The organism is Aestuariicoccus sp. MJ-SS9, from assembly GCF_032586235.1.
Classification (GTDB): Bacteria; Pseudomonadota; Alphaproteobacteria; order Rhodobacterales; family Rhodobacteraceae; genus Aestuariicoccus.
Map to the genome: position 1 here is coordinate 1 of NZ_JAWHTD010000067.1, position 12,804 is coordinate 12,804.

A 12,804-nucleotide genomic window follows, 5' to 3' on the forward strand; every position below is an offset into this window, starting at 1 on the left:
CTGCGATCTCTTCCCGCCAAACGAGTGCAGAAACCTCTTCAAGGCTGCCGGATATGTTGCAGATTAAATGGACGACGATCTAGCCGAAAATCAGAATACGAATTCATGGCGTTTGCTGGTTCTCCTTCTCCGCCATCCCTTCGAGCAGGCGTTGGAACTCTGGGCTGTGCGTCTCCAGTTCCTCGAAGGTGCCGCTAGCGACGATACAGCCCTCCTGCACCACGTGAATCGTGTCGCAGGCGCGCAGGGTCGAAAGGCGGTGGGCGATGGCGAGAATTGTCTTGGTGCCCGAAATCCGCTCGATTGCGCCGGTCACCTGTGCCTCGGTTACGTTGTCGAGCGCGGCTGTGGCCTCGTCGAAGACCAGCAGCTCTGGGTCACGGTAGAGCGCGCGAGCGATCGAGATACGCTGCCGCTGCCCCCCTGACAGCCGCGTGCCATCCTCGCCCAGCTCGGTGTCGAGGCCTGCGTCCATCGCGCGGACCATGTCTGCGATCTGCGCGATCTCGAGGGCCTGCCACACGCGGGTGTCGTCGATCTCGGACGGGTGCAGCCCGAAAGCTACGTTCTCGCGCAGGTTCCGCGGCGCGATATAGCCCTGCTGGCCGACATAACCGATCTGGTCGTACCAGGCGCGCAAGTCCTCGCGGACGTCGCGGCCGTCCGCTAGGACCTTCCCCCGGTCGGGCGTAATCAATCCCATGAGCGCTAGTGCCAGCGTGGATTTGCCGCCGCCGGAGGGGCCGCAGAGGCCGATGAACGCACCCTTGGGTATGGTGATGGAGACGTTTTGTAGCGCAGTCGCCTCTGCATCGGGATAAGCGAAGGACAGGCCGCGAGCCTCGAGCAGGCGGTCGAAGGGCAGCGCCTCCTTGCGCTCCGCGGGTCCAGTAGGGCGGACGTGCGATCGTCCCGAGAGCAGGGCTGGCGCGACGGTCGCGATCTCCTCCATCAAGATCTGGCGTTCGTGGCTGCCCTGTCGGATGCGCTGCAACGCGGCGGTTAAGCGGGATAGGGCCGCCGTCAGCCGCAGCCCTGCGAAGCCCGCGACCGCCAGCGTCGACACCGCCCCGGCCAGCCCGTCTAGCTGCCCGGCGAAATACACCGCCGCCAGTACGATCCCGGTGGCCAGCAACAGTTCGTTGACCGCGCGGGGTAACTGCCGCAGGCTCTCGCCACGGCGATCGGCAAGCGCCAGGTTGCTCAGGACCGCACCATAGCGCTGAGCCATGGCAGCCTCGCGCCCGGCGAGCCGGAGATCGATGATGCCGCGCATCCCTTCCTGCATGACCTTGGCCATTTCGCGTTCCTGCCTTGCTTCCAGGTCGCTCAGTTGGTCGGATACACGGCGCGTGGCAACCATGAATGCGAGGCCGCCCAGCCCGAAGAGCAGCCCGCTCGCGACCACGAAGGTCAGCGGCAGGAAAAGCAGAAGCGCCGCTATCACCGTCGCGATGATTGCGATCTCGGAAATCGCCGCCAACGCCATGCTGAAACTGGCCCGGAAAACCCGGGTGGTTGCGCGCAGGGTCTGCAGGGCATGGCTGACGCCACGCGCCTGGAATATCTCGAACCGCGCGCCGAGGTACGTGGCGAAGAGCGCGGTCGAGATGCGTTCATAGCGCTTCATGGAGAAACGTCGGAGCATGAAGGATGTCAGGAGGCCGCTGGCGTTCTTCAGGACGAAGATCACCAGCAGTACAAGGCCCGCGATGGCGGCGAACCTGCGGCCATCGAGATCGCCCGCTACGGTGCGATATAAGACCACCGCCGGATTGCTCGCATCATCGCCGGACAGCGCACCGATATAGCCGAACAGGAAAAGGATGCCACCCATCTCGAACACGCCGCTTAGGAACAGCATGATCACGAGGCCCACAGCCATGCGCTGTTCGCGCCGGTCCAATAAGCGCCACAGATCGACGAGTGTGTCCCAAAGTAGCGTCACGCTAAGTTCCAAGCTCTCGTTACGGTTCGGTTTGTCGTAGCACCGGAAGACCGCGGAGAGAACTGGGCTGGCGTTGTACGAGATGCACCTGTTGCCGAAAACCGGTCACACGGGGACACGTGGCTCGCGCTGGATGCTGCGATCTTGCGCGGTTGCGTGCCCTGTGGGATGGTTCCGGCGAAAAGACAAGGCCTTACGCCAGCTTGCGTTTCGCACGCGGCCGTCGCCACTTCAGCTCTGTTGGTTTGTCGCTAGCGCTGACGCATTGAGGCAATCATTCCGTCCTGAGCGTATCGCCCACGGGACGTTTCCGACACCGCACCGGGGAGGCTATCGAGTGGAAGGGGTTCAAAACCAGAAATCGGAACCCTGCCCGAGAAAGGTAGTCTTCTTGACGCGGAAATGGCCCCCGGCCATCGGCGGAATGGAGACGTATTCGCTGGAGATGGCAGCCGGCCTCGGCGCGTTGGGTTTTGACGTAGACGTGGTCGCCTTGCCCGGGCGCCGCGACGGCGGAGCACCGGGAATCGGTGCGTTGATCACCTTCGGGCTGCGCGAGGGTCTGCGGTTGCTGTTCCGACGCCATTCTAAGGCGGTGATTTTCGGTGGCGATCTGGCGATCTGGCCGCTGGTATGGGCGGGCAGAACTGGCAGCGATGCCCGGCCGGTCATCGCCGTGCACGGCACCGATATCGGGCTCGCCGGACGCCGAGATATGAAGGGGCGAATTTACGCGGCCCATCTCTGGCTCGGACGACTGATGCTGCCCGATGCGAAGATCGTAGCAAACTCCGTGGCCACGGCGGAGAGATTGCGCGCGCAAGGATATGCGGATGTCACAACCGTCCCGCTCGGCTGTCGGGTCTCGGTCGCAGAACCGGAGCCCGGGCTCGATCGCACGCTGCTTTTCGCCGGCAGGCTGGCGACGCGCAAAGGATTGTCGTGGTTTGTCGAGGCAGTCTTGCCGCATCTGCCCACCGACATGCGTCTCGTCGTCGTCGGCACGCGCTGGGACAAGTCCGAGGACGCAGTACTGTCGCACCCGTGCGTCGACTTTCTCGGACCGCTACCGCAGCGGGAGTTGCACCGAAAGATGGCAGGTGCTCTGGCTGTCGTGATCCCCAACGTGCGAACGGGCAAAAACCATTTCGAAGGCTTCGGTCTGATCGCCGCCGAGTCGGCCGCCGCCGGTGGGCTGGTCCTGGCCTCCGCGCTGGACGGCCACGGCACATCGGTGATCGACGGAGAAACCGGGCGTCTGCTGCCGCCCGGAGATGCAAAGGCCTGGATCGCGGCCATTGAAGACGTGGCCGCTCTACCCCCTGAGGAACGCCAATACCTCAAGACGCGCGCCCGGGACACGGCGCAGCGGCATTTCGACTGGGCGCGCACGGCCAGTCTGACCGCGGAGCTGTTTCGATGACAGGGCAGGCTTCCCTGTGCCGCCCCGGCACGGCAATTGCATTGCCCTGCATGCCAATGCACACTGCGAATGTCTGCCGAAGCACGCCGAGGATTGTCTGAGCGAGTGATGAACCAGCCTTGGTCCAATGTCCCGAGATTCGATCCCGTCCACGACACACCGCGCCCGCTCGTGTCGGTCGTCACGGCAGCTCTTAACGCCCGCGAGGCGTTACGCGAAACCGTGGGCAGCGTAGCCGGAACAAGCCTTGCGGCGGAACATGTCGTTGTCGACGGCGGGTCGACCGATGGTACGGTGGACGACCTAGCCGCGTTCGAAAACCGGGTCAAATGGATCAGCGAACCCGATTTCGGCATCGCGGACGCAATGAACAAGGCCATTGCCCTCACCCGCGGCGAATGGATCGTGGTGCTGCAGGCCGGCGACAGCCTTGCCGATCCGGAAAGCCTCGAGAGTGCCGCCGAGTTCCTTTCCCCTGACATCGACATACTGCTCTGCGGCGTTCGACGCGGCGGTCAGGCGGCGTACAGGGACCGCTCCTTCCGCTTCGCCCGGCAACGCCTATTGTTCAAGGCTATCTGGCACCAGGGGGCGCTATGCCGCCGTGATCTCTTCGAAAAGATCGGTGGCTTCGACACGTCTTTCCGCGTCGCGATGGATTACGAGTTTTTTCTCCGAGCCCGCACGGCGGGGGCAATGTTCCGGCCGGCGCCGGTGATCTTGGCGCGAATGGACGATGGCGGCCTAAGTTCGCGCAAAGACTGGCCTTCGCTCAAGGCCCGCTTCGCGGAAGAACGGCGTGCGCAAATGATGCACTGCCAAACTTCTGCAATGCGCGCCGTTTACGCCGCATACTGGCCACCATACCTGGCCTATCGCCGACTTAGATCACGGTTGTGAAGCTTCAGCAGTAGCGCTTCGAACACGTCTATCCAGCGGCTCTCAGCAAAACGCCTGCACAGGCGTGGTCTCACGCAGCTTCTCGCATTCTTGGCCATCGAACCAGATCAACGTGATAATGTCGCGGCGCCGACCACGGAACGCGAAGAGGTGGCCGGAATACTGGTCCTGCTTCAGCGAGGGCAGAAGGGCCGTTGAACCCCTGCCGCATCTCAGTAACTCCGGCGGCCCGCCAGTCCTTCGTCAATGCGGGGACCAGGATCATGGTGCGGAAAGCTTACCCGTCAGGCGCAGAACGACATCGACATGGGCGCCGCCGCTGACGATCAGGTGAGACCCCGACGCGAAAGCAATCTCGATGCGAGCAGGGTTGCGGGCCCTGCCCGCTGGGATCCGCACTCACGATGTGGTCTTCGAAGAAATGTCCGTCGAGCACCCGTGAGGATTGATCCAATGCCTACAGAATATTCCTGCGGCCCCGATCATTTGTTCAAAGCAGCGCGTCTCGAGTGCCTGTGAAATGCAGAGCGTCGATCGAGCAGCAACGGGCGGCATTCTAGCTGCCAAATCAAGAAACTGTCGCTGCCGTCTGCTGCTGTGGAACACCCAGAGAACCAGAAGATTGGCCTTCAAGCCGTACTGAGTCTTGTAGACCTGATCCTCGAGTATTTGGCTATACTGAGCCAGGCTTTTCTGAATGCTCTTCCGTGCTGAACTCGAACGCAGAGGCTCCGTTCCCCGATCTACCTCGAGCGCAAAGGCACGGAAGCTGCCACCATAGTCGAGTGCAAAGAGCTGGTCAGGGATGACGCTTCCCTTAGATGTTGGAATACCAAGCCCAGCCCCCTTCCTGGCGAGAATGACATGGCATGGGATGTAACGGACACCCGCCCGCGCTGCCATGATGTCGATCGAACTCGTCACGCAAGCCGTGGCGTAAGCGTGCCACCAATGGCCGGTCGGACGGATGGCAGGCTCAGACAAGCCCCGGGCGGCGAGGAAATCTCGGGCACGCGTGGTGAGGTCATAGATGTACGGTTCGAACTCGGCCCGCGCGGTGGCACGCTGTTGGCGTGGCAGGGTCAGAAAGCCTCCGGCCCTGAGCCTCTGCAGCGCCCTAAGGGCGGTATCCTTGCAGCGATGCGTATCACGCGTCACCTCGAAGAGATAGACAGACGATTGAGGCCCGTGGCGTTCGATGTGTTTGAACCAGCGGATTTCCCGGTCCGTAGGACGTACGCCGTTTGCCGGGGGGATGTAGTGGAAGGTGGCGCGGCCCAGGCTGTCGGTCTGTGCCATACCCGCCAGCATACCCCCCGCTACAACTCCGGCGAAGGTTTGGTTGGGTCTCGCGCGTCGTTTTTCTCTTCGTTCTCAGACGGTTCTTCTGCCGATGTGGCATTATGGTTGACCTTGCTCTGCAATGGTTCCGCGTAGCGCTCGCGGCTGTGTTGCCGGATGGCATCGACCTCGGGTTTTGTGGCGCGCGGCAGTCCCTCAAGGACGAAGAACGGAAAGCTGATCGGCACGGCTCGGTCAGTCAGGCCACGCACATACGTGGCGAACGTGCCCTTCGGCTGGCGCTGGATCAGATCGGCATCGCAGGACATCTGACCAGCCAGTGCCCGCGCGTCACGGGCGGACACGCCACCCGCCAGCTTGATCGAGGTATTGGCTTCAAACGCTTCCTGCAGCCCGCTGGTGAGCTGTCCGAGGTACTGGTGGGCCATCACCATTCCAACGTTGTATTTGCGCGCCTGGGAGAGGATCACGCCGATATTGGCGTCGAAGTAATCCTGCGCCTCGTCGATATAGACAAGGGTCGGCAGTCGATCTCGTTCGTGCAGGGTGGCCCGCTCCTGCGCTGCCTGGGCAATGAGCGCGATGAAGAAGCGGCCGAAGATTTCGGTCCCTTGTTCCTTGAGAAGCGACTTGCTGGTGTTGATGAGGATCAACTTGCCCGCGTTCATCTCGGTGAACATGTCGAACTTCGACTGAGGGTGGGAAAACATCCTCTCAAAGGTCTGGTTCTCAAGGACACCATAGAGGCGGCGCAGCACCTGCGTCTTGGTGTTCGCGAATTCCTTGCTGTCGAATTCGGTTTCAAAAAAGCGGCGCGGCGTGCCGTCGAGCTTTGCGATATGCTCGCGGTATTTCTCCGTTCCACCAGGCTCCATCAGGTCCCGCAACGTGTGGATGGTGGCGTCCGGGATATGGAACATCAGACGTGTCACATAGCGGAAAACGACCGACTGTTTGGCGGTCATGCCTGCCGAGAGAAGCGAGCCCAGCACGAAGTCGTAGAGCTCTATGATGGAATTCGTCAGCCGTTCGCGTTCAAGCGGATCGTAACCCTCAAGCCGGTCCTGCCCGACCGAAAAGAGGTTCAGGGACACCGGGAAGCCGATGTCTTCAGGGTCGATCAGCACGATCCGATCCGGCGGAAGCGTGCGGGCCGCCAGCAGGTTGCGGATCAGATCGCCCTGGCTGTCGATCACGATGACCGATTTGTCGCCCCGCGCTACATCCTGAAGATCGTTGGCGATGAAATATTGCAGCGTCTGGGTTTTACCGTGACCCGACCCTGCCACCATGTGCGTGTGTTCGAAGCGGCGGTGTTCTGGGATCTCAAACGGGGTTCGCAGCTTGAAGAGTGCCTTGAGGCGTGTCCCCTTGAGATACACGTCAACGACATCGTCGTGCTTGTAGTCGCGGGGAAAGACAGGCTGACCGCGATGGGTCCCGGTAAGGTTCTGGTCGAGCTGCTGCCGCAGGTGCTTGAAGTGCTGGTAGTCATTCTCGGCGAAGAACGGCGCGATGACGGCCTCGACTGCAGAACCGAGCGGATGGACGAATTGGGAGACCTCGACCAGCACGTCGCCCTCGATGGGCGGCACCGCCTTGGCGATGACCGAGAGACTGCGGGAGATCGCATCCAGGGCGGAGAGCACCATCACCCGATCATTCCGCGCCTGTCCCAACCGAGCCAACTGATCGCGATACCGAGCCCCCTCAACCGTGTTGCAAAGCGCTGGAGGCGGTGGAATCTCGGGCAGCAGACCTTCGTCATCAAGGAGCGCACGCCCGACTTCGAGCAGCTGGAGGCTGAGCGGTTCCGGCGTGTCGGGCGGCCAAAAATTAGACAGCGCGGCGTCGACCTCGGCATCGGTCAACTTCGCCTGACCGGCGAGCGCATGTCGGTAGAGCAGTTCGGTTTCTTCGCGGGCCAACCGCTCCAGCCGGGCTGGGCTTTCCCGATAGAGACGAAAGCCGACATAGGCCGGGACCGCGATGAGCATAATCGGGGTGAGGATCATGGCCAGGAGGATCACCAGCGCCAGTGCGATCGAAAGGAACAGGAGGCTGTCGGCGATCGTGTCGTTCCCGCGTGCCATCAGAACTCGACCACCGTGCGACCGCCGGTCTCGGCGTTATCCTCGAGCCAGAGCTTCATCTGCCCCAGCATGGCCAGGAGGTTGTCTTCGTAGATTTTCGCCTTCGACGGCGTCGCACAGAGAAAACGGTCTGGCTGCCCAGAAAGAAGGTGCTCGACGCGCAACTCGAACTTTTCATCCCGATCATCGACCCGCGCCGTCGCCGGTCGGCGATCCAGCAGTTTCGTCTTCAGGAGATTCCGCTGCCGGATGATCTGCTTTTCCTCATGGGTCAGGGCCACCGAGAGGATCACCTCGTAATACGTGGTCTTGAACAGGAGACCCCGTCGCACCGTGTCATGACTGATCGACACCCGCACCGCTTCAGTATCCGAAAAGAATGAGGGTGGGCGCGGTGGGTTTAGATGCGAAAGCAGTTAAAGTCATGGTGGTGATCGGGTCATTTTTGTTGCCGCCTGTGCCGGTATGTTCCGCGATGGTCCCCCATACTGGACCCCCATAGAGGTTGGGGGTCGCTATGGGGGTCAACCGCGTTTCATTGTGTCGCTGACGGCGCTCGGATTTACGCCCAGTTGCTCGGCGTTTGGGGGCTTCGATTGTGGCTGCGTGAAGTATGCGGCCTCTTCGTCGATCTTGGCTTTCGCATTGTTAAAACTGGAATACACCGTGCCCGCAAATTCATATCCCGCCTCGACGACGCGGATCGTCTTCTTTTTGTATTCGACGGTTGAACCGATGATGTGGTCGAGCTGCGGCAGCTTGTTCGAGACTGGCGGTTCCTTGCGGTAGCTGGCCTCACTCGATGCTTGCACCTCGGCTGTGATGTCTGCTCCTGCCTGCAATCCGGCGAGGGTGTTTTGCATCTTTCGGCCATGCGTCAACGCTTGCTGCGAAACCTCAAGCTGGTCACGCGCGATCTTGAGCATCTGCTGGGTGTATTCGGCGGTATCAACGCCCGCCCGGCCGATCTGCACAACAGCGAGGCCGAGGAAGCCAAAAAACACCAGCGCGACGCCCGGCGCTGCGGCCAGGATAACTGCCATACCGTTCGTTCCACTGCCGAAAGATCGCACTTGGCTGGCAGCGCTTGCTCCACCAAACGCGGCGATACTGCCGAAAATAATTGCGACCCAAGCAATGAAGCCAAGAAAACTGAAAAGGCTGCGTGCGGCTTCATAGGATCTCATAGGCAATAACTCCTCTCCATTCAGACAAACCGAACCACCTACGACACCTGTGATTTGGTTGTATACTATTGTCCGGGCCTCATATCGTCGTAGGCGCCAGTTCGTGGTCAAGGTTGTTATAACCCCTAATGCTTACGGAGTCTGACCGTAGCTTGTAATGATCTCGCGAGCCAACCAAAAATTGGCAGTGCCAGCACAAATCTTCGCCAGTGAAATTTCGACGGTGCAAAAGGTGACATCACAAATAGAATGCCGTTGATTAGAACGTGCTGCGGAAAGGTGATGTCAAGAAAGGCATAGGTCCCGAAGTGAAACGCAATCAGGAGCAGGCCCCAGACCCGAACGAGTTCCGGCCTAAAAGCCACTAAGATAGAAAAGAACTCAATATAGTATAGAGCGAGATAGAGTGGCCATCCTAGAATAGGTATGTCGATTATTAACCCTGCCCATAGCGGATCGGTGCCCGTCTCGAGTGATCTCTTTGCCAAGGTGTAAGCCATCGCCCAAGGATGAAATCCGCCAAGTTCGCCAATAATCAACATCAGCGTTGCGTCGAGAACTTTATAAATTCCTGATAGTGTGTAAAAAAATAGGATTAGTGTCGGAGCTACTCCAAATGCATACAGAAACCGTATCTTTGTGGCGCGTGGCAAATTAACTGATAACCGTGACGCATTTGGCAACAGCAAGAACACGAATGTGATCCACAACCATTCATGATAACCATGGTTTATCCCGCCGGCACTATTGGAAAAGGCCGCGATTTGTAAAAACAACGCTGCCACTGCCAGGCGAACGAGGAAAAACCGCCAAAGAAAAATCGAAGCAAGGCCAACTATCACACAAAGGCTGGCCAAAATGTCACCTGCCAAATCAAGTGGCATCCGATCCATCCAAGCAAGAGGCCAAAGGAATGAAAAGCGATCAGCTTCATTGGCCTGGAGGTTTGAAAAAATACTTGCCTGACGATAGAACTGAACGGATGTATAGATATAGAAGAATTGCACAATCGAAATTGCTTTCAAAAACATTTGATCGTGTTCAGCCCAAGCTGGCGGGCGATGTTCTCGACCTGCAAGCCGATGACGTATATAGCGATTTAACCGCGACAAAGTCATTTTTGACCCTCAAGAAATGTCGAATATGTTCCGTATATCTTTCGGTCCAGAATCTCACCGGTTTTGTAACGAACCAGGCTGTCATAACGGATGGCTGATATGTGGAACACCACGGGTTCATCAATTTTGAAATATCTGCGTTTGAGTACTTTCTCCAGATCATGACGACTGGGCAGACCGCGCATCTCGGCCACCCAAAGCTGACGTGCCATCTTGGTCGCTGTGATGTCCCTCGCCCTGGCATGCGGAAAAATGTTTGGAAGTTCGAAATAGAGGGCAGGTGGGTCGAACTTGCGGTCGCCTATTTGTGCAACTTCAATCACAAGCTCCCATGGAGTTTTCCGGACGCTTGTGAACAATGCCCAACTGAATACCGGAAAATACTCTCCTCTTGGAGAGTATACCCTGCCGGCATACTGCAAAATTGCGTAGCTGACAAAGAAGATTAAGATGAGCGATTTGAGTATTTCGAATTTTTTCATTCAAAAATTTCTACAATGGTGGAAAGATATGATTCCGGAAAGGCATGGCGTAGCGCACTCGATATACTCAACTTGGAAATAGTCAGTTCATTAGTCGCTTCTGAAATGAGGGGTCAGGCACAGCACACAGATCTGACCTGCCAAAAAGCGCGTAACGGTTTCGAGCAAGGCGCCGATAAAGCCAATTTCGAGCGGGTTTTGGCAGTATTCTCAGGATCAAAACAAGCCGGGCCCAGCCCCCGAAACGTCTACCCGCGTGCAACACTGCTTCGATATCCTGATGACCGATGCCACTGTCGATGAAAAGCCAGCTTTTGGGATTCTTGGGGTCGAGTCCGTAGTGACGTAGCAAGGCTGATCCGAGACGCGTCTGAACTGGGCAAATCAGCACAACGCCGGACCTGTCAAGGCGGTGGATCATACGTGCACCCCAGCTACAAACGGCGCATTCCGCGTCCATTACGGCAATCGGAACGCTGTCGTCGAACTCAGGAACATTCGGATCATCGCGGTATGAAAATGCATGTGTCATCTTAAGCATGCTTTCTTGCTAGTTCTAATATGTCCAATGTATTTTACTTTGCCCCGACGACCAGACTGATTTCTGCCCTTGGTTTCACCCGACATTCCCCAAGTAGAACGCCGACCGTTCCATGTTGCGGCGACTTTGGGCACTGATCAAGCTTCATGTGTCCGCAGTTTGCTTGTTCTGGCATCAGAAGCGCGCACTGAGCATGAATTGTGGCCTTGGCAGCCGGGTTGATCCAGTTTTCGGACGGTTAGGCATCCCATTGGGCAGACCAGTCGAGCCGGGTTTGTTCGAATTTTGTCGCCGACGTTACCATGCTGGAACCGGCGGCGCGCGCAGCCGTTGGATGGCTGTCATGATGCGACGGAACACTTCACCACTGACTGCAACCTCGGCCAGTTGGAAGGTGATGGCGCGGGCATGGCGGACGACGCGTGCCCCGATCTTGATCAACCGGGTCTGCAAGCTGGTCAGCGACCAGTCGGCCATCTCCTCGGGAAGGTCTGAGCCTTGCAGGAAGACGCCGAGATTGTAGGCCAATGCATGAAGCTGAAGGCGAACCTCGTTCTGTGCCATGCCCTTGCAAGACAGGCGCGTCCAGTTGATCGCCTGCTTGCCTTCCTTGATGTGCTGCTCGGCGGTGCCACGCTGATTGTAGAAGCGGATGATCCAGTCTGGGTCCATCGGCAGGTTGGTGACGACAAAGCCGACACGGGGAAACGGCTCGCCCGGGTGCCATTCGACTTTGGCAACAACGCGCCGGGGCTTGTCCCATGATGCCGCCTGATACTCGAAGTCGCCGTAGAAGCGCCGCACATGGTTCGGCGGACGCCCCACCGGACGCTTGAGCAGATGCGCAACCCTGCCCTGAAGGACGCGATTGGCGCGCAGGCGGATGGCATAGAAGTAGCTCTCATCCTCCAGCAGCTCGTAAAGATCCGGGATGGCAAACGCGGCATCGGCTCGGAAGAACTGCATCAGGTGACGACCCGCATATCGCGCTATGACCGGCCTCAGAACCTCTTCCCATCTGTCGGCGCTGTGCACAATGCCAGAGCGCAGAGCACACCGTTCGAGCTGCCCAAACTGGTTTAAGACAAACAGCGGGTGATAGCACATGCAGCCGAAATGCCCGTTCCACGCGGTGCCTTCTTGCGCGCCGTGGGTCAGGCTGACCGAACTGTCCATGTCGAGCGTGATCCATTTGGGTGGGGTTGCGGCATGAACCCGGTCGATCCAGTGCCCCGATAAATCAGTCAGTGCTGCGCGATTGTCGGCTGTCGCCAGTACCTCGGTCTCGAACCGTCCCATCTGGCTGGCGGAGGCGGCCTGCCCATCAACGGCTCGTCCCCCGACGACCTGTCGCATCACCGGATCAGACGCCAGTCGGTTGGCGTCATTCACATCCTCATATCCGGCCAACCGACCGAAAACCGACTGACGCAGCAAGCCAACCAGGGAATGCAGACGATTGTGACCGGTGCGGGTATCGCGCAGCACGCTGTCTGTCAGTTCATTCAGGCCGAGCACCTCGTCCAGCTCCCGGAACAGCAACAGACCGCCATCCGAACTGATCTTCACACCATGAAACTCAAGCCGCACCCAACGGTCAAAACCGAGCCGAACAGCACCCAGTTCGTCTGCACCCTTCAGGTGATCCATGAAGACACCCTCCCCACTGCTTTAACGTGCTGAAATATAACACGTTACCGGCCGTTAGGATGCGAAAATCGGTACGTTACTTGGTCGGGTTTGAACAACGCCTTCAGGCGGACTGAAGGCGGAGATTTTGTGTGGTGGGCGTGTGCAGGTCGGCGAACAA

General features: G+C 58.9%; 11 protein-coding genes. 2 read left to right on the forward strand and 9 right to left on the reverse strand.

The annotated features are described in order from the left end of the window. Positions 1–103 precede the first annotated feature (103 nt). Positions 104–1,948: an ABC transporter ATP-binding protein gene (locus RXV88_RS21955; protein ID WP_316295751.1), complete on the reverse strand. Its 1,845-nt coding sequence runs from the start codon at positions 1,946–1,948 to the stop codon at positions 104–106. Between the two features lie 424 nt (positions 1,949–2,372). Here RXV88_RS21955 and RXV88_RS21960 point away from each other — a divergent pair, with 424 nt between their 5' ends. Together RXV88_RS21960 and RXV88_RS21965 are read left to right on the forward strand one after the other, a co-directional pair. Beyond that, the gene (locus tag RXV88_RS21960) at positions 2,373–3,371 is read left to right on the forward strand and encodes a glycosyltransferase family 4 protein (RefSeq protein WP_316295753.1); all 999 of its coding nucleotides are present in this window, start codon (positions 2,373–2,375) and stop codon (positions 3,369–3,371) included. Positions 3,372–3,479: 108 nt separating this feature from the next. Then, complete coding sequence (locus tag RXV88_RS21965) at positions 3,480–4,271, forward strand: glycosyltransferase family 2 protein (RefSeq protein ID WP_316295755.1); 792 nt, start codon at positions 3,480–3,482, stop codon at positions 4,269–4,271. Positions 4,272–4,670: 399 nt separating this feature from the next. On the opposite strand, the gene RXV88_RS21970 is transcribed toward RXV88_RS21965, so the two are convergent. From RXV88_RS21970 to RXV88_RS22005, 8 genes are all read right to left on the reverse strand, one after another. Next, a complete protein-coding gene (locus tag RXV88_RS21970; RefSeq protein WP_316295757.1) occupies positions 4,671–5,570 on the reverse strand; it encodes a replication-relaxation family protein in 900 nt (299 codons plus the stop codon). A gap of 20 nt (positions 5,571–5,590) precedes the next feature. Beyond that, positions 5,591–7,666, reverse strand: coding sequence for a type IV secretory system conjugative DNA transfer family protein (locus RXV88_RS21975; protein WP_316295759.1), 2,076 nt, complete (start codon positions 7,664–7,666; stop codon positions 5,591–5,593). Further along, on the reverse strand, positions 7,666–8,025 hold the full coding sequence (locus tag RXV88_RS21980) for a hypothetical protein (RefSeq protein ID WP_316295761.1): 360 nt from the start codon (positions 8,023–8,025) through the stop codon (positions 7,666–7,668). The genes RXV88_RS21975 and RXV88_RS21980 overlap by 1 nt, the downstream gene beginning before the upstream one ends. 165 nt (positions 8,026–8,190) lie before the next feature. Then, positions 8,191–8,853: a hypothetical protein gene (locus RXV88_RS21985; protein WP_316295763.1), complete on the reverse strand. Its 663-nt coding sequence runs from the start codon at positions 8,851–8,853 to the stop codon at positions 8,191–8,193. 125 nt (positions 8,854–8,978) lie between these two features. Beyond that, entirely contained in the window at positions 8,979–9,971 is a 993-nt protein-coding gene (locus RXV88_RS21990) for a hypothetical protein (protein WP_316295765.1), read from the reverse strand. Next, the gene (locus RXV88_RS21995) at positions 9,968–10,453 is read right to left on the reverse strand and encodes a hypothetical protein (RefSeq protein ID WP_316295767.1); all 486 of its coding nucleotides are present in this window, start codon (positions 10,451–10,453) and stop codon (positions 9,968–9,970) included. The genes RXV88_RS21990 and RXV88_RS21995 overlap by 4 nt, the downstream gene beginning before the upstream one ends. 82 nt (positions 10,454–10,535) lie before the next feature. Then, positions 10,536–10,994, reverse strand: coding sequence for a DUF393 domain-containing protein (locus RXV88_RS22000; protein ID WP_316295769.1), 459 nt, complete (start codon positions 10,992–10,994; stop codon positions 10,536–10,538). A 297-nt stretch (positions 10,995–11,291) separates the two neighbouring features. Further along, positions 11,292–12,644, reverse strand: a complete 1,353-nt coding sequence (locus tag RXV88_RS22005) for an IS1380 family transposase (RefSeq protein WP_316295771.1) — start codon at positions 12,642–12,644, stop codon at positions 11,292–11,294. Positions 12,645–12,804: the final 160 nt, after the last annotated feature.

Bases quoted from the DNA above. Each gene is read 5' to 3' on its own strand.
- RXV88_RS21960 (WP_316295753.1), top strand. From the start codon at position 2,373: ATGGAGACGTATTCGCTGGAGATGGCAGCCGGCCTCGGCGCGTTGGGT.
- RXV88_RS21965 (WP_316295755.1), top strand. From the start codon at position 3,480: ATGAACCAGCCTTGGTCCAATGTCCCGAGATTCGATCCCGTCCACGAC.
- RXV88_RS21970 (WP_316295757.1), bottom strand. From the start codon at position 5,570: ATGGCACAGACCGACAGCCTGGGCCGCGCCACCTTCCACTACATCCCC.
- RXV88_RS21975 (WP_316295759.1), bottom strand. From the start codon at position 7,666: ATGGCACGCGGGAACGACACGATCGCCGACAGCCTCCTGTTCCTTTCG.
- RXV88_RS21985 (WP_316295763.1), bottom strand. From the start codon at position 8,853: ATGAGATCCTATGAAGCCGCACGCAGCCTTTTCAGTTTTCTTGGCTTC.
- RXV88_RS21990 (WP_316295765.1), bottom strand. From the start codon at position 9,971: ATGACTTTGTCGCGGTTAAATCGCTATATACGTCATCGGCTTGCAGGT.
- RXV88_RS21995 (WP_316295767.1), bottom strand. From the start codon at position 10,453: ATGAAAAAATTCGAAATACTCAAATCGCTCATCTTAATCTTCTTTGTC.
- RXV88_RS22000 (WP_316295769.1), bottom strand. From the start codon at position 10,994: ATGCTTAAGATGACACATGCATTTTCATACCGCGATGATCCGAATGTT.
- RXV88_RS22005 (WP_316295771.1), bottom strand. From the start codon at position 12,644: ATGGATCACCTGAAGGGTGCAGACGAACTGGGTGCTGTTCGGCTCGGT.